General features: G+C 73.0%; 12 protein-coding genes. 8 read left to right on the top strand and 4 right to left on the bottom strand.

What is annotated here, in order from left to right; genetic code table 11:
- Positions 1 to 233 precede the first annotated feature (233 nt).
- Positions 234 to 2,297 carry a HEAT repeat domain-containing protein gene (locus tag OIC96_RS41980; protein ID WP_330302808.1) on the top strand — a complete coding sequence of 688 codons (2,064 nt, stop codon included), beginning with the start codon at positions 234 to 236 and terminating at the stop codon, positions 2,295 to 2,297.
- 465 nt (positions 2,298 to 2,762) lie between these two features.
- Here the strand turns inward: OIC96_RS41980 and OIC96_RS41975 are convergent, their stop codons facing one another.
- Complete coding sequence (locus OIC96_RS41975; RefSeq protein WP_330302809.1) at positions 2,763 to 3,341, bottom strand: Rv1733c family protein; 579 nt, start codon at positions 3,339 to 3,341, stop codon at positions 2,763 to 2,765.
- Positions 3,342 to 3,611: 270 nt separating this feature from the next.
- Here OIC96_RS41975 and OIC96_RS41970 point away from each other — a divergent pair, with 270 nt between their 5' ends.
- The 4 genes from OIC96_RS41970 to OIC96_RS41955 all read left to right on the top strand — a co-directional run bounded on the left by OIC96_RS41970 (position 3,612) and on the right by OIC96_RS41955 (position 7,656).
- Positions 3,612 to 4,697 carry a WD40/YVTN/BNR-like repeat-containing protein gene (locus OIC96_RS41970; RefSeq protein WP_330302810.1) on the top strand — a complete coding sequence of 362 codons (1,086 nt, stop codon included), beginning with the start codon at positions 3,612 to 3,614 and terminating at the stop codon, positions 4,695 to 4,697.
- 161 nt (positions 4,698 to 4,858) lie between these two features.
- On the top strand, positions 4,859 to 5,536 hold the full coding sequence (locus tag OIC96_RS41965; RefSeq protein ID WP_330302811.1) for a uracil-DNA glycosylase: 678 nt from the start codon (positions 4,859 to 4,861) through the stop codon (positions 5,534 to 5,536).
- Positions 5,533 to 6,519 carry an N-acetylglucosamine kinase gene (locus OIC96_RS41960; RefSeq protein WP_330302812.1) on the top strand — a complete coding sequence of 329 codons (987 nt, stop codon included), beginning with the start codon at positions 5,533 to 5,535 and terminating at the stop codon, positions 6,517 to 6,519. The genes OIC96_RS41965 and OIC96_RS41960 overlap by 4 nt, the downstream gene beginning before the upstream one ends.
- A gap of 216 nt (positions 6,520 to 6,735) precedes the next feature.
- Positions 6,736 to 7,656: a sirohydrochlorin chelatase gene (locus OIC96_RS41955; protein ID WP_330302813.1), complete on the top strand. Its 921-nt coding sequence runs from the start codon at positions 6,736 to 6,738 to the stop codon at positions 7,654 to 7,656.
- Positions 7,657 to 7,794: 138 nt separating this feature from the next.
- Here OIC96_RS41955 and OIC96_RS41950 read toward each other — a convergent pair whose 3' ends face one another.
- The 3 genes from OIC96_RS41950 to OIC96_RS41940 form a co-directional block, all read right to left on the bottom strand.
- The gene (locus OIC96_RS41950; RefSeq protein ID WP_330302814.1) at positions 7,795 to 8,841 is read right to left on the bottom strand and encodes a lactonase family protein; all 1,047 of its coding nucleotides are present in this window, start codon (positions 8,839 to 8,841) and stop codon (positions 7,795 to 7,797) included.
- 62 nt (positions 8,842 to 8,903) lie between these two features.
- Complete coding sequence (locus OIC96_RS41945; protein WP_330302815.1) at positions 8,904 to 10,289, bottom strand: nitric oxide synthase oxygenase; 1,386 nt, start codon at positions 10,287 to 10,289, stop codon at positions 8,904 to 8,906.
- Between the two features lie 220 nt (positions 10,290 to 10,509).
- The gene (locus OIC96_RS41940; protein WP_330302816.1) at positions 10,510 to 11,997 is read right to left on the bottom strand and encodes an FUSC family protein; all 1,488 of its coding nucleotides are present in this window, start codon (positions 11,995 to 11,997) and stop codon (positions 10,510 to 10,512) included.
- A gap of 225 nt (positions 11,998 to 12,222) precedes the next feature.
- On the opposite strand from OIC96_RS41940, the gene OIC96_RS41935 reads away from it, so the two are divergent.
- Genes OIC96_RS41935 through OIC96_RS41925 form a run of 3 tightly spaced genes read left to right on the top strand, consistent with a single transcriptional unit; the run spans position 12,223 to position 16,715 of the window.
- Positions 12,223 to 12,699 carry an Lrp/AsnC family transcriptional regulator gene (locus tag OIC96_RS41935; RefSeq protein WP_327426809.1) on the top strand — a complete coding sequence of 159 codons (477 nt, stop codon included), beginning with the start codon at positions 12,223 to 12,225 and terminating at the stop codon, positions 12,697 to 12,699.
- A gap of 43 nt (positions 12,700 to 12,742) precedes the next feature.
- Complete coding sequence (locus tag OIC96_RS41930) at positions 12,743 to 13,438, top strand: HAD family hydrolase (RefSeq protein WP_330302817.1); 696 nt, start codon at positions 12,743 to 12,745, stop codon at positions 13,436 to 13,438.
- 31 nt (positions 13,439 to 13,469) lie between these two features.
- Positions 13,470 to 16,715, top strand: a complete 3,246-nt coding sequence (locus tag OIC96_RS41925; RefSeq protein WP_330302818.1) for an acetyl-CoA carboxylase family protein — start codon at positions 13,470 to 13,472, stop codon at positions 16,713 to 16,715.
- Positions 16,716 to 16,747: the final 32 nt, after the last annotated feature.

The following is a 16,747-nucleotide window of genomic DNA, read 5'->3' as shown; positions in this document are numbered from 1 at the left end:
CTCCCGTCCCGCCGTTCGGCCGTCCCGTATGAATCGCCCCAGTCTAGGGCGCCGCCGACGGTGCCCCCGGGGGCCGTCCCGGCGCCGTGCGCCCAGCGGAACGGAGCGCCTGCGGCCGGAGGGCGAGCGGGTGTCGGCTCGATCGCGACCATCGCGGACGTGGCTCCCGGGCGTCACTGTCAGTGCTGTGGTGCACACTCGCGATCAGTTGCTTTACGCCTGGGGAGGACGCCGTGTTCACGGGGATCGACGAGGTCGACTGGGCCTCGATGCAGCATGCCTACGGAAGCGCCGAGGACGTGCCGGGGATACTGCGGGCACTGGCCTCGCCGTGCCCCCAGGAGCGGGAGACCGCGCTCGACGGGATGTACGGGGCGGTGCACCACCAGGGCGATGTGTACGACTCGACGCTCGCGTGCATCCCGTTCCTGCTCGCGCTCGTCACGCACGCCGAACTCCCCGACCGGAGCGGCATCGTGGAGTTGCTGGTCAGCATCGGCGGAGGGGACGCGGACGACGTCCAACACGACGAGGACGACCTCTCGCTCGACGCCGGTGAGGAGGACCGTGCCAACGACAACAACGACAACAACGACAACTACGCGATGGCGCGGACCGCGATACGGGCGGGCGCCGCGGTCTTCGTCGAGCTGGTCGCGGACCGGGACCCGGAGGTACGCCGGGCGGTGCCCCGCGCGCTCGTGCGGTTTCTGGTCGAACCGGCGCGTGTGCTCGGCCTGTTGAGGCAGCGTCTCGACGACGAGCGGGAGGGCGGCGTCCGGCTGGCACTGGCCGAGGGCCTCGGACTGTTCACACGACTGCACACCGAGTCCGCCGGTCCGGCGGTGGACTGTCTGATGGCGCTCAGTGCCGCCCCGAACGACCCGGGGCTGAGGCTCGCCGCGCTCGGTCAACTCGCGGGCTGCGCACCCGATCGCCTGCCCGCCGACCTCGTGCCCACCGTCGTCGCCCTGCTCCGGGCCCGCTCACAGCGCCCCCGAGTGCCAGCCGAGCCCGAACGGCCCGACACCGACACCCTCATCGGCCATCTGCGCCGCCTGCGGCCCGCGGACGAGGAGGGCTCCCAGCTGCTGCGTACGTTGCACTCGGCGCTCGATGACCGCACCACCGACCGGATCGCCCTGCTCAAGGGGCAGTTGACCAGCGCGGATCCGGCCGACCGGTGCAATGCCGTGTGGATGTCCGCGGGGCTGTTCCGTGAATGGCGCGCGGACTACGAGGAACCGGTCGCGCTGATCGGCGAGCAACTCGCCTCGGACGAGGAGCGGTTGCGCGATGCCGCCGTCTCCGTGCTGGAGTCCCTGTTCACCCTGGCGGTTCCGGCCGCCGACCGCCTCGCCGTCCTTGTCGAGGCGGCCCCGGAGTCCTGGGGAGGCGGGACGACGACGCTGGGCCGCCCGCTGAAGGCCTTGGCGCGATCCGGGGATTCCCGGGCGGTTCCGGCACTCGCACAGGTGCTGGCCCAACCCGTCATTCCGAGCGACATCGGCTACACGATCGAGTGCCTGGGCCCGGCGGCCGAACAACTGGCCCCCCTGCTGCGGGAGCGGCTCGGCGAGGTCCCCCTCGACTCCCCGGACACGTACAACCGGGCCGCCCCGCTGCTGTCCGCCCTCGGCAGGCTCCGGTACGGCGCCGCCGTACCGGAAGTGCTGCGGCTGCTGCACCGCATGCCGCGCGAACTGCGGTTCCGGGACTCGCTCGTGGAGGCGCTCGCCAGAACGCTCGGGACGTTCGGGACGGACGCGCGTGAGGCGATACCGGCGCTGCGCGAGCTGCTGGACGGCGAGCGCGCCGTCGCGGCGGCCACCGCGCTCTGGTCGGTGACAGGAGACGTGGAGGCCGTACTTCCGCCGCTGTTGCGGGAGTTGACCGCGGAGGAGGCCGGTCATCCACGGATGGCCGCCGAAGCCCTGGGCCGCCTGGGGGCGTTGGCCGCCCCCGCGCTCCCGGAACTGCGCCGCCTGGCCGAATCCGCCGAGGTGTGGGAGCGGACCGCTGCCGCGTGCGCGCTGTGGGACATCGACGGGGATCCCGAGACCGTCCTTCCGGTGCTCCGCTCCGCCTGGCGGCAGAACGCGTACACCCGCGGCACGATCGCCGCCTGCCTGGTCCGGATGGGCACCGCGGCAGCGCCCGCGCACGATCTGGTCCACGCGGAACTCGCCGCACCACGTCGGCACCGGGCTCGGCGTTCCGGCGGCTACGGCAGCCACGACATCCTTGAGGACGAACGGCTCCTGCACACCTGCCGCGCGGCACTGGACGCCACGTAACGTGCACGGCTCCGGGCCGCGCCGGCCGCCCCGCGCGCGGACTGGGGATCACTCGCAGCTCAAGACGGCTCACGGTCGGCGCCCGTGGTGGGCGGGCGGACGGAGACACGTCCGCGCGTCCGGTCGGTGTCACGGGCGCGCGGACGCGGTGCGGCACAGCGCGGGCCGACGCTCAGATGTGCCGCACAGGAAGGGCCGGGTGCCCGCCTTCGTCCGGGTACCCGCCTTGCCCGGGTACCCGCCTTCGTCCCGTGCGCCGGCGCTCTGCGGCGGCCCTCCGTGGCCCGGGCGGCCGGGTCGGCGGCCGGCCGTCGGAGTGGGCGAGGCCGCTGCGGAGGCTTCTCCCCTGTCGGCCATCAGCATGGCGCCCTGCGGCCGGTCCGGGCACGGGCCGACCGGCGCAGCCGTGGGACCGGTCGGCCCCGCGGCGAGGTCCAGACAGTGCGCGACGCACCGCTGGCCCACTCAGCTCGTCTTCCGCCCCCACAGGGGCCCGATCCGCTCCCACTCCTCGTCCCACTGCTCCATGCGCCGGCGTTCCAGGCGGCCGCGGAGGAGGCGTCCGCACACGAAGGGCACGCTCGCCGCGCTCACGCCCACCAGGACGCCGACCTGGGCGGCCCGCAGCCTGGCCTGGGACGCGGTGGCGGGCCTGGTGACCAGGCGGCCGTGCGGGTCGGTCCACACGGTCACCGAGGTGCCCGCGACGGTACCGGCGGACACCCGCGCCTGGCCCGCGCGCGGGGAGCCGTCCGCCGCGGTCCAGCGCACCTTCGCCCATACGAGGTCACCGGCGGATTCCATGGCGCCCTCATCCGGCGCGTCCTCGGTGAGCAGAGCCGGGACGGAGCGCCACTGGGCGCGCTCCTGGGCGAGACCGTGCTCCACGGCCTGCGTGGCCGCGAGGCCCGTGAACACACCGCCGAGCACCGTGAGCGCCCAGGCGACGAGCACGACCCAGGCCTCCAGGGCATCACTGCGCCGCCGTAGCGGGTTGCGCCGCCACCGCCACAGCCACACCTTCGGACCACGGAATGCCGCCATCAATGGCATCCTCCTCACAACCGCACGGATCTGCCACATCTCCCTCCCATACGCGCTCGGCCCCTCCGATGCTCAGCCGAGTCCCCCGGCTCGTCCGTCCCAGGCGCCCCGCCGCCTTGCGCCGCCGCTCGGGGGTGACCGCCGTAAATCCCGGCCAAGCATCGACACCACCGCCCTGACCTGCGGAGACGCCGAGTCCAGAGGTGACTGTCAGTGGCGGGGTGCAGACTGGCCCGTGTCTGAGACAACGACGTCGCGGAGGTGGTCGGCATGGCCGACGTACTGCTCACCGTGGGCACCCGCAAGGGGCTCTTCATCGGACGCCGGCGCGGCGGCGCCTGGGAGTTCGACGAGAGTCCGTACTTCAACGCGCAGGCCGTGTACTCGGTCGCGATCGACACCCGGGGCGGGACCACGCGGCTGCTGGCCGGAGGGGACAGCGCGCACTGGGGCCCGTCCGTCTTCCACTCCGACGACCTGGGCCGGACGTGGACCGAGCCGGCCAAGGCCGCCGTCAAGTTCCCCAAGGACACGGGCGCTTCGCTGGAGCGGGTGTGGCAGTTGCACCCGGCGGCCGCCGAACCGGACGTCGTGTACGCGGGCACGGAGCCGGCCGCGCTGTACCGCTCGGAGGACCGGGGCGAGTCCTTCGAGCTGGTCCGTCCCCTCTGGGAGCACCCGACTCGCTCGAAGTGGGTGCCGGGTGGCGGCGGGGAGGGGCTGCACACCATCCTCACCGACCAGCGCGACCCACGAGCCGTGACGGTCGCCGTCTCCACGGCCGGGGTGTTCCGCACGGAGGACGGCGGCGCGAGCTGGGCGCCCTCCAACTCCGGTGTCTCCGCGGTGTTCCTGCCTGATCCGAACCCGGAGTTCGGCCAGTGCGTGCACAAGATCGCGCAGGACGCGGCGACTCCGGACCGGCTGTATCTGCAGAACCACTGGGGGGTGTACCGCAGCGACGACGCGGGCGGGCACTGGACCGACATCGGCGCGGGCCTGCCGTCCACCTTCGGGTTCGCGGCGGCCACGCATCCGCACCGCGGCGACACGGCGTACGTCTTCCCGATCAACGCCGACGCGGACCGCGTCCCGGCCGACCGGCGCTGTCGTGTCTTCCGCACGGCGGACGCGGGCAAGAGCTGGGAGCCGCTGACGGCCGGACTGCCCACCGAGGACCACTACGGCACGGTGCTGCGCGACGCGCTCTGCACCGACGGCGCGGACCCGGCAGGCGTGTACTTCGGCAACCGCAACGGCGAGGTGTTCGCGTCGGCCGACGACGGTGACAGCTGGCGGCAGTTGGCCTCGCACCTGCCGGATGTGCTCTGCGTACGCGCCGCGGTCGTCGCCTGAGGCCCGGAAGATCCCACCCAACCCTTCGGGAGGCTCCACCGGACGATGAAGACGCGCACCTTGTCTCGCGGGTACCCGGTCCGTCAACGGACCGGTCATCCTCGGTCGCCCGACGGCCACCGGTTGATCTCCGCCGCGTGTACGGCAGTAGGGTGACGCCCGTGGCACCACGACCGTTGCATGAAATCGTCGAACCGGGCTGGGCGAAAGCCCTGGAACCCGTGGCCGGACGGATCGCCGAGATGGGCGACTTCCTGCGCGCGGAGATCGCCGCGGGACGCACCTATCTCCCGGCGGGCGCGAATGTCCTGCGCGCCTTCCAACAACCCTTCGACGACGTACGCGTCCTGATCGTCGGCCAGGACCCCTACCCGACCCCGGGGCACGCGGTGGGGCTGTCGTTCTCGGTCGCGCCGGAGGTGCGTCCGCTGCCCGGCAGCCTGATCAACATTTACCGCGAGCTCAACACCGACCTGGGGCTGCCCCAGCCGTCCAACGGCGACCTCACCCCGTGGACCGGGCAGGGCGTGCTGTTGCTCAACAGGGCGCTCACCACGGCTCCGCGCAGCCCTGCGGCGCACCGCGGCAAGGGCTGGGAAGAGGTCACCGAACAGGCGATACGGGCGCTGGCGGCGCGGGGGCGTCCGCTGGTGTCGATCCTGTGGGGGCGCGACGCCCGCAATCTGCGGCCCCTGCTGGGCGACCTGCCGTCGGTCGAGTCCGCGCACCCCTCCCCGATGTCGGCGGACCGCGGCTTCTTCGGCTCCCGCCCGTTCAGCCGGGCCAACGACCTGCTGGCCAGGCAGGGAGCACAGCCGGTGGACTGGCGTCTGCCGTGACGCACCCCGGCGGGCACACCGGTGTGCTGGCCGTGGACTCGGGGGGTTCGGGGCTGCGCGCGGTGCTCGCGGTCCCCAGCGACCACGAGGGGGCCCGCCCGGGTCCGTTGACCTCCCGGGAACCGGTCCGTACGGGCCCGCGCGGCATCGACGCCGGGCACCTGCTGGAGCAACTGCTTCCGATGGCCCGGCAGTTGATGGCCGAGTGCGGGGTGGACACGCTCCGTGCGGTCGCCGTCGGAGCCGCCGGCCTGGCCACACTGGGCGACGACCTGCGCGCCGCGCTGCCGTCGGCGCTGGAGCGGGAACTGTGTGTACGGCGGCTCGCGTTGGCCGCCGACGCGGTCACCGCGTACACGGGTGCGCTCGGACCACGGCCGGGCGCGGTCGTCGCCGCGGGCACCGGCATGATCGCGGTGGGCACGGACCTGGTGAGCTGGCGCAGGGCGGACGGCTGGGGTCATCTCCTCGGCGACTGCGGCGGCGGGGCGTGGATCGGTCGCGCCGGGCTCGAAGCGGCCGTACGCGCCTTCGACGGACGCCCCGGCGGATCGTCGGCGCTGCTGGCGCGGGCGGAGGAGATGTTCGGCCCGATGCCGGCCCTGCCGGGCAAGCTGTATCCGCGCACCGACCGTCCCGCCGTACTCGCCTCCTTCGCTCCGGAGGTGGCCGCCTGCGCCGCGAGCGACCCGGTGGCGTCGGGCGTCCTGCGCACGGCCGCCCGGCACATGGCCGAGTCCGCGGCCGCTGTCTGCCCGGACACCGGCGAGGCGCTGATCGCCTGCACCGGTGGCCTGTTCAAGATGGGGGACCCGCTCCTCGTACCGCTGCGGGAGGAGCTGGCGGAGCAACTGCCCTACGCCAGGCTGGTACCGCCCGCCGGCGACCCGCTGCACGGCGCCGTGCTCATCGCCATCGATCTGGCCGGAGACCGGCTCGCGCTCCCCCGCGACGAGCAGATGCTGTATGTGGTGACGGAGTAGGACATGACCCAAAAGGGTGATTGATCCGCCCTGTCGGACACGTGAGGCCGATGCCATGCCCGACCCGGGCGTCGGCACATATCACAGGACAGGCAAGTGGGTTGGTACTGATCACTTCTGATCTGTACGTAACTCATCAGACAAAAGCGGACGGATACCGCTCACCTGCACCCTCCCCGAACAGGGGAGCCCAGGAAGCCAGTAACATGCGACGCCATGAGCTCCCCCACTGGGCCCGCGTCCGGCCTGCCAGTACGAATGCCGCGACCCCGCCAGCCCGGGCGGCACCGCCGTCCCGAGCCCCTGGCGGCTCCCGAGGGTGCGCCCGCGCTCGTCCTCGCGGTGCCGGGCCCGCCCAGCACCGCCACGCGCGGCCTCGCCGAGGAGGTCGTGAGCATCGCGCGCTCCGAGCTGCCCGGCCTCGACGCCCGGATCGGGTACCTCGACGGGAATGACGAATTCCCCACGCTGCAGTCCGTGCTGACGCACGCCGCCGAGGAGCGTGTCGCACGCTTCGAGCAGGCCCGCGCCGCCGGTGCTGACGTGACCGAGCCCGACGGCCCCGTCGCCGTCGTGGTGCCGCTGCTCGCCAGCCCGGACAACGCGCTGCTGCGCCGGATCCGCCAGGCCGTCATGGACAGCCGTGTCGCGGCCGATCTGACCGATGTGCTCGGCCCGCACCCGCTGCTCGCCGAGGCGCTGCACGTGCGTCTGTCGGAGGCGGGTCTGGCCCGCGCCGACCGCGCCCGGCTGTTCACCGTGGCGACCGCCGCGGACGGCATCATCCTGGCTTCCGTGGGCGGCGAGGAGGCCGTGCAGGCCGCCGGGATCACCGGCATGCTGCTCGCCGCGCGGCTCGCCGTGCCGGTGATGGCGGCGGCGCTCGACGAGGAGGGCGCGATCGCGGCCACCGCTGAGCAGTTGCGTGGCTCGGGCTCCCAGCAGCTGGCGCTCGCGCCGTATCTGATCGGTCCGGAGCTCGACGCGGGTCTGCTCGACGCGGCCGCCAAGGAGGCGGGTTGCTCCGCCGCCGAGGCGCTCGGCCCGTACCCGGCGATCGGCAAGCTCGCGCTGGCCAAGTACACGACGGCGCTGGGTATCGCCCCGCAGCAGCCGCAGGGCACGCCGGTCCGCTAGCCGTCCGGTTCGCCAGTACCGCCCTTACGGCCAGGTCGACCCGTAAGACCAGTACACGGAAAGGGCCCGCTCCTCTCGCAGGGGCGGGCCCTTTCCCGTGGGCCCGCACAGGCGTGCCCACGGGCGCACGACGCGAGGTCAGCCGAAGACCACGCAGGACGCCGCCGGAGCCTGCACCGAACCGCCGCGGCGCGGCACACCCGTGTCCGGGTCGACCGCGAACCAGGTCACGTCGCCGGAGCGCTCGTTCGCGGCGTACAGGAAGCGGCCCGAGGGGTCGATGGCCAGCGCACGGGGCCAGGTGCCGCCGCAGGGCACGGTGGCGACCAGCCGCAGCCCTTCGCCGACCGCGTCGGGCGTGAGCACGGAGACGACGTCCTGGCCGCGGGTGGCGGTCCACACGAAGCGCCCGTCGGGCGACACGACGATGCCCGACGGGTACGCGTCACCGTCCGGGACGCCCGACAGCACCGGCGTCTCGCCGACGGGCCGCAGCGAGCCTTCGGCGGTGTCCCAGCGGCAGACGGTGACAGTGGGGGCGAGTTCGTTGAGTACGTACGCGTGTTCGCCGCGCGGATGGAAGACGAGGTGGCGGGGTCCTGAGCCGGGGCGAAGGGCGATCTCGCGGTGCAGCGTCAGCGTTCCTCCGTCCAGCGCGCACACCCGTACGGAGTCCGTGCCGAGGTCGACGCTCACCGCCCACCGGCCGCTCGGGTCGGACTGCACCTGGTGGGCGTGCGGGCCCTGCTGGCGCGGGGTGTGCGGGCCCGAGCCGGTGTGCTGGAGCACGCTGGAGGCGGTGCTCGCGAGGCCGCCGCCGGGGCGAACGGGTACGGCGGTGACGCTGCCGGAGCCGTAGTTGGCGGTCAGGACGTGTCCGGCGAACAGGCCGAGGTGCGTGGGACCGCTGCCGCCGACCGGTACGGGCGGCCCGGTGAGTTCCGGCTTCTCTCCGTGCACGCGGAACGCGGCCACGGCGCCGTCGGCCGTCTCGCTGACCGCGTAGAGCATGTCCCGGTCGGCCGACAGGGCGAGATACGAGGGGTCGGGGACGCCGTCCACCGCGCTCAGGACGGTCAGCGCGCCGCTGCCCGGGTCCACGGCCGCGGTGAGGACGCCGAGGCCTCCCGCCGCCGTGAACGAGCCGATGAACGCCCGCTGTTGCCGCCTGCCGCCGTGTGCCACTGCTGACCCCTCTCGGTCCTGCGCCGTTCCGGGGCCGACGGTAGCAGTCGAAGATCGGCGGTCTAGACCAGGGCAGTGCCCCGCGCCCGTTCAAGTGCGTCCAGGTGGTGGACGTACGCGGGCCGCCGCTCCACGGCCTCGTACGTGCGGTGGAAGACGGGCGTGGCACTGCCGGAGATGGGCGGCACGATCCACGACCAGTCCGCGCCGACCGGGCGGCCCTTGCGCTCCTCGCGGCCGAGGTGGGTCAGGAAGCGCCGGGACTCGGTGTGGTGGTCGGTGACGGTGACACCCGCGCGGTCGAAGGAGTGCAGGACGGAGCGGTTGAGTTCGACGAGCGCGCGGTCCTTCCACAGGGAGCGGTCGGTGCGGGTGTCCAGGCCCAGGCGGTCGGCGATGAGGGGCAGGAGGTCGTAGCGGTCGGTGTCGGCGAGGTTGCGGGCGCCGATCTCCGTGCCCATGTACCAGCCGTTGAACGGGGCCGCCGGGTAGCAGATGCCACCGATCTCCAGGCACATGTTGGCGAGCGCGGGCACCGCGTGCCAGCGCAGCCCGAGCGCGCGCCACCAGGTGTACTCGGGGTGCGCGAGCTCCACTTCGAGCACCGCGTCCTGGGGCAGCGCGAACCAGCGGGGCTTGTCGTAGGCGCTCTGGATCACCAACGGCAGTACGTCGAAGGGGGTGCCTGGGCCGCCGGGCCAGCCGAGCCGCCGGGCGAGCGAGGTGAGGCCCGCGTTGCGCGGGTCGCCGGTCACGCCACCGTCCGGGCGTGCGTAGCCCGCGTACCGGATGAGCTGCTCGTTCCAGATCCTGGGGCCGGGGCGCCCCGGCTCGTCGGGCGCGAAGACCGTGATGAGCGCCCGGATCCGGCCATCGTGCGTCGCCTCCCGCAGATGGTCCGCCGAGCCCTCGGCGACGTCCTCCGCGTCCCGGACGTCCCTGCGGTCCCGCACGCACAGGGAGTGCCAGTACAGCCGCCCTATGCACCGGTTGGCGTTGCGCCAGGCCACGCGCGCACCGAAGACGAGCTCTTCCGTGGTGTGGCGGTAGGTCCCGGTGTCCGCGATCTCCCGGCGCGCGGCGGCGATCCGGCGGCCCGGGTCGCCGAGGCGTTGCTCGGTGTGGTGAAGGGTGAGGAACTCGGCGGCGGCGCGCCGGAGTTCGTCCGGCGCGGGCTCGGGGCCGCGGGAGCCGGCGTCGTGACGGGTTCGGGCGCCGGCGTCGAAACGACCGGGGATCAGCTGTCCTATGAGGCCCGGGGTCTGTGGACCGGTGCCGGCGCCGACCTGCGCGTACGGCGCGCTCGGGGTCGTACCGTCTCCCCCGCGACCGGCCGGAACCCGGTCCAGCCACCCTCCCGGCCCGCCGTCCCACGGTGCCGGGCACCCCGCGCTCCCGTCCTGCGCGAAGCGCTCTGCGTGTCCGGTTCTGCGAGGGAAGTCCCGCATTGGCGCCACCCCCAAGGGGCTCCGCCCGCGGACCGCTCCCGCACGGTCCGCGGGTTCCGTGCGTCTGATAGCCGCGGGGTTACCCCGCCGGTGCGGTGATCCACCCTCTAGGTGGCCGGTAAAAGTGCCTCATTCCGGGGGCTGGTGTCCAAGCGCCGACGTCGGAGTCCCGGCCCGGAAGGCGTGGGACGCTCATAAGCCGCGTCCCGGACCGGGAACGTCAGACGCCCGCGAGCCGCGAGCCGCGCAGGGGTGTGGCCAGCGCGACGAGGGCGCGCTCCAGGCCGTGGAGGTGGGCGAGTGCCTGCTCGGCGCCGGGGTGATGGCCCGGGGCGCCGTGGTGAGCCGTCAGGGCGCGATCCGGCACCGCGCCGACCAGTGATTCCATCGCCGTCTCCACGCGTCGGCACGCGGCCGTGAGGCGGGCGTCGTGCGAGGCGTCCGGGTCGGCGGCGACGGCCGCGAGACCGCGTACCTCACGGGCGCAGTCGTCGAGGAGGGCAAGGATCTGGCGGGCTCGGGCCTTGCGGGCCCGCACCGGGCTGAGCGGATGCACCAGGGGCGCGAGCGCCATGCGTACGCGCCCCAGAAGTGCTTCGAGCTCCGCCGCCCGCGGCGCCGGGTCGGCATGGGCGTCGCCCGCGAGCCTCCTGGCCGCCGTCGCGGTGCAGCCGTGGACCGCGTGCAGCGCCCGCTCGACCCACCGGTCGGTGACCGTGTGCGTGGTGATGGGCAGGATCAGCGCGACGGCGAGCGCGGCGCCGAGCGCGCCGACGCCGGTCTCGGCGAGGCGGAGGCCGAGCAGCCCGGGGTGCAGCACGCCGAGCAGTCCGTACAGCAGTCCCGCCATGACGGTGACGAAGAACATCATCCAGCTGTACGACGGCGCGGCCGTGTAGAAGATCCCGAAGACGCAGACCGCGACGAGCGCGGCGGTGGGTACCGGGGCGCCGTGCAGCGGTACGGCGATCAGGAGTCCGGCCACGATGCCGGTGACCGTGCCGACGACGCGCCGGAAGCCGCGGATGAGCGTCTCTCCGCGTGAGGCCGTGTTCACGAAGATCCACCAGGCGGTGCCGACGGCCCAGTACCAGCGGTCGTGCGAGAGCCACTGGCCCGCCGAGAGGGCGAACGCGCAGGCGGCCGTCGCCTGGAAGGCCTGACGCGTGGCGGGGCGCGCGAGACCGCGCCCGTCCAGCGGCGCCGGCGCGGCGGGCGGCGGAGTGCGCCGCTCGATGCACCACGCGCCGAAGCGCACGCCCGAGGACGCCGCCAGCGACAGCGCGACGGCGGCGTACAGCTGCGGGAGCTGGCCGGGGACGGCGTGCAGGAACTGGGTGGTGAAGAACATCATGAATGCGAAGATGCCGAGCGCGTGCCCGCGCGGGCCCCAGCGGCGGGCGTACACCCCGCAGAAGATCACCGCGAGCCAGGTCGCGTCGCGCAGCGGCGGCATCCCGTGCAGGGCGGTCGCGAGCGCGAGGACCGGGAGGCCGGCCACCGGCAGCAGGGCGGTGGTGAGGGCCTGGCCGCGCACGGTCGTGTCACCGACCGTGAACAGCGCGAGGAGCGCCGCGAGCCCGCCCGTGATGGACGCGGACAGCGAGAGCCCGGCCAGCTCGGACAGCGCCACCGCGAGGCCTATGCCGAGGACCGCCCGCAGCGAGACCCGCAGCCGGAACAGTCCCGGATCCGGAGCCATGAACATCTTCTTCACCGTCGGCGGCCCGCCCCCATTACGCATCGACACTTTCAAGACATGGGAAAGGCGCCGCGGGTCCGGTACGGCGCCCTTGCCGTCCGGCGCTGCGCAGCGCCATCAATACAGACAAGGTAAGCAACAGCCAGGAACTGGTTCAACTGGCTCGGTTTTTACTGGACCATTGGTACAGTCTGAGGCGATCGCCGCAGACAGCAAGGAGGCCAACGGACTATGGCCGTGGACGAGCTTGACACTCGCATTCTGCGGCTGCTTCTGGAGCAGCCGCGCACCAGCGTGCGCGAGTACGCCCGCATGCTCGGGGTCGCCCGCGGCACGCTCCAGGCTCGCCTCGACCGGCTGGAGCGGGACGGGGTGATCACCGGTACGGGCCCGTCCCTGTCCCCCGCGGCACTCGGCCATCCCGTCCTGGCCTTCGTGCACATCGAGGTCACGCAGGGCCATCTCGACGACGTCGGCGACGCGCTGGCCGCCGTGCCGGAGATCATCGAGGTGTTCTCGATCACGGGCGGCGGTGATCTGCTCACCCGGGTCGTGGCGCGCGACAACGGGCACCTGGAGGACGTGATCCAGACGCTGATCAGCCTGCCGGGTGTCGTCCGTACCCGCACGGAGGTGGCGCTGCGCGAGCGGGTCCCGCAGCGGCTGCTGCCGCTGGTGGAGTCGATCGGGCGCGCGGCCAAGGGCTGATCCGCACGCGTTCGAGGAGCCGGCCCTTGGCATCCTGGACCCCATGAGCACTCTCGGCGGTATTTCGGTCATCTTCGATCTCGACGGAACGCTCGTGGACAGCGAACCGAACTACTTCGAAGCGGGCCGGCAGACGCTCGCCGGTCAGGGCATCACCGACTTCACCTGGGCCGACCACGAGCGGTACGTCGGCATCAGCACCCAGGAGACGCTCGCGCTCTGGAAGGAGCGCTACGGCCTGTCCGCCCCGCTCGACACCCTGCTCGCCGAAAAGAACCGCCGCTATCTGGAGCTGGCCCGCGCCGCCACGCAGGTGTACCCGGAGATGCGGAAGTTCGTGGAACTGCTGGCCGCCGAGGGCGTCCCGATGGCCGTCGCCTCGGGGTCCTCGCCGGAGGCCATCGAGGCGATCCTGGCGGGCTCCGGTCTCGCCTCCCACCTGACGACCGTCGTCTCGGCCGACGAGGTCGCCCACGGCAAGCCCGCCCCCGACGTCTTCCTGGAGGCGGCGCGCCGTCTGGGTGCCGCCCCAGCGGACTGCGTGGTCATGGAGGACGCCGCGCCGGGCGCCGCCGCCGCGCACGCGGCCGGGATGCGCTGCATCGCGATCCCGTACGTCGCCGCACATGCCGACGACCCGGCCTTCGCGACGGCCGGGCTGCTGCTGCGCGGCGGCCAGGCCGACTTCACGGCGCGGTCCGCGTACGACTGGCTCGCGGAGTCCGCTCCGGCATCCTGAACTTCCACAACTTCCAGGGAAGGAGGGGCACATGGGATCTGCCGCCGTACTCGTCGCCCATCGCGGGGAGATCGCCGTACGGGTGCTGCGCGCCGCCTCCGAACTCGGGCTGCGCACGGTCGCGGTGTACACGGACGGCGACGACCAGCATGCCGGGCGGGCCGACGACGCCGTGCCGTTGCGGGACTACCTCGACGCGGACGCGGTGGTGGCGGCCGCGCGGAAGACCGGGTGCGCGTTCCTGCATCCCGGATACGGGTTCCTGAGCGAGGACGCCGCCTTCGCGCGGCGCTGCGCGGCGGCCGGCATCACTTTCGTGGGCCCCTCCCCCGAAGTCCTGGATCTGTTCGGCGACAAGGCACGCGCGCGTGCCCTCGCCGTTTCGCTGGGAGTGCCGGTCCTGCCCGGATCGGAGGGCGCCACCACGCTCGAAGGGGCGCGGGAATTCCTCACCGGCGGCCCCGTGATGGTCAAGGCGGTCGGCGGGGGTGGCGGTCGCGGTATGCGGGTGGTGCGCTCCATCGGGGATCTGGCGCAGGCATGGGAGCGGTGCCGCTCGGAGGCCAGGCACAGCTTCGGGCGCGACGAGTTGTACGTGGAACGGCTGCTGGAGGGTGCCCGGCACATCGAGGTGCAGATCGTGGGCGACGCCACCGGCGCCGTCACGCACCTCTGGGAGCGGGACTGCAGCGCCCAGCGCCGCCATCAGAAGCTGATCGAGATCGCGCCCGCACCCGAACTGGCCGCCGCCACAAGGGAGAAGCTTCATTCCGCCGCCCTGCGGATGGCTCACGCCACGCGCTGCACCGGGCTGGTCACCTTCGAATTCCTCGTGCGGGAGCAACTCGTGCGAGAACAACGTGACGACCAGGAACAGGACGACGCGTTCCACTTCATCGAGGCCAATCCCCGGCTCCAGGTGGCCGGGCGTGCGGGTCGACACGGCGGCGCGGGCCGGCGCCCCGGTGGACCTCCGCTACCGAACACTTGCCCAGTGCTCCACCCTTCAGGGTGGAGGTGTAGGGCATCCTCGCCCTGGTGGCCCGGAGGGCCGCAGAACCATGGCACTATCGCCTTGTCCGACAACGCAGTTGTCGGACCTACCGCCGGACGGGCGGGAAGTCAGGCCTGTGGAGGTCTGGTAAGACCGGTCCTCACGGACCGGCGCGGACCCGTGAAGCAGGAACCCAAGGTGGTACCGCGAAGCGGTACGGACCGGAATCTCCAGCCCTCGGGCTGGAGAGGACGTCAAGACTCATTGCTCGCCAAGGTGATCGCCCATGTGCCGCACGGCTTCGCCGCCGCGTGCGACCGGGCCCGGCGGGCGCTCGGCGAGTTCGAGGTCGAGGGCGTAAGGACCGGAATTCCCTTGCTGCGGGCGGTTCTTGACCGCCCCGGGTTCTGGCGGCACACCGGATTCGTCGAGGAGCACCTGGCCGAGCTTCTGCCCGCGCAGGAGGACGCGGATCCGGTGGACGCGGGCGGGACGGTGCACGCGCCGATGAGCGGCACGATCGTCTCCGTCGCCGTCGCTCCGGGTGAACCGGTGCGTGCCGGGGAGCAGTTGCTGGTCCTGGAGGCCATGAAGATGGAGCACGTCGTACGGGCTCCGGGCGCCGGTGTCGTACGCGCGCTGCACGCGCGTGTGGGCGAGACGGTCGGCGAAGGGCGTCCTCTGGTGGCACTGGACGAGCTGACCGGCGCGACCGCCGGGTCAGACGCGGACACGGCCCCGGACCTGGACGCCGTACGCCCCGATCTGGCCGAGGCGGTGCGCCGCTACGCCCTCGGCCTGGACGAGAACCGTCCCGAGGCCGTCGCGAAACGTCATGCGATCGGGCGACGAACCGCCCGCGAGAACATCCAGGACCTGTGCGACGAGGGAACCTTCACCGAGTTCGGGGCCCTGGCGATCGCCGCCCAGCGGCAGCGGCGCTCGCTGGACGACCTGATCCGTTCGACGCCGGCCGACGGGATGGTCACCGGGACCGGGCGCGTGGGCGGCGGGCCGTGCGTGGCGATGTCGTACGACTACACGGTGCTCGCGGGCACACAAGGGCTGCAGAACCACCGCAAGACCGACCGGATGCTGGCGCTCGCGGAGGAACGGCGGCTGCCGGTCGTGCTGTTCGCGGAGGGGGGCGGTGGCCGCCCCGGGGACACGGACACCACCTCCGTAGCCGGACTGGACGTGACGACCTTCCACCGGATGGGACGGCTGAGCGGCCTGGTACCGCTGGTCGGCGTCGCCTCGGGACGGTGCTTCGCGGGCAACGCGGCGCTGCTCAGCTGCTGCGACGTCGTGATCGCGACGTCGGACGCCTCGATCGGCATGGGCGGCCCCGCGATGATCGAGGGCGGCGGCCTGGGCGTGTACCGCCCGGAGGAGGTTGGTCCGCTGTCGGTCCAAGTTCCCAACGGGGTAGTGGACTTGGCGGTGGCCGACGAGGCGGAGGCGGTACGGGTGGCACGCCAGTACCTGTCGTACTTCCAAGGCGCACAGGCCAGTTGGGAAGCACCGGACCAGCGGCTGCTCCGGCATGTCGTCCCGGAGAACCGCCGACGCGCGTACGACATGCACACGGCCGTCGAGGCGCTGGCGGACACCGGCTCGGTACTGGACCTCCGCGGGGCCTTCGGCATCGGGGTGTTGACGTGCCTCGTCCGTATCGAGGGCCGCCCTCTTGGCCTGGTCGCGAGCAATCCGGCCCATCTGGGCGGCGCCGTCGACCGTGACGCGGCGGACAAGACGGCCCGCTTCCTGCAACTCTGCGACGCCTTCGGACTCCCGGTCGTCTCGCTCTGCGACACCCCGGGTTTCATGGTGGGCCCGGACGCCGAACGCACCGCCACGGTACGGCACTTCGCCCGTCTCTTCGTGACCGGCGCGAACCTCCGCGTCCCTCTCGTCTGCCTCGTCCTGCGCAAGGCGTACGGCCTCGGCGCCATGGCCATGATGGGCGGCTCCACCCGCGCTCCCCTGGCCACCGCCGCCTGGCCGAGCGGCGAGTTCGGCGGCATGGGTCTGGAGGGCGCGGTCCGGCTCGGCTACCGCAAGGAACTGGCGGCGATCACCGACCCCGGGGAACGCGAGCGTGCCTTCGAGGCGCGCGTGGCCGAACTGTACGAGCACGGGAAGGCGGTCAACGCGGCGGCGGCACTGGAGATCGACGCGGTGATCGATCCGGCGGAGTCGCGGGCGTGGATCCTGGCGGCGCTGGACGGCGGCCCGTCTCTCCCCGCGGAGCGCGGGCGCTCGTTCATCGACACGTGGTGAGGCGCCGACGAGCACGCCCCTCCTGCTCACGG

Origin of the sequence: Streptomyces sp. NBC_00775 (genome assembly GCF_036347135.1) — a bacterium.
Lineage (GTDB): Bacteria > Actinomycetota > Actinomycetes > Streptomycetales > Streptomycetaceae > Streptomyces > Streptomyces lutosisoli.
Note: the sequence above shows the minus strand (reverse complement) of the source record. Positions and strands in the feature narration are given on the sequence as shown.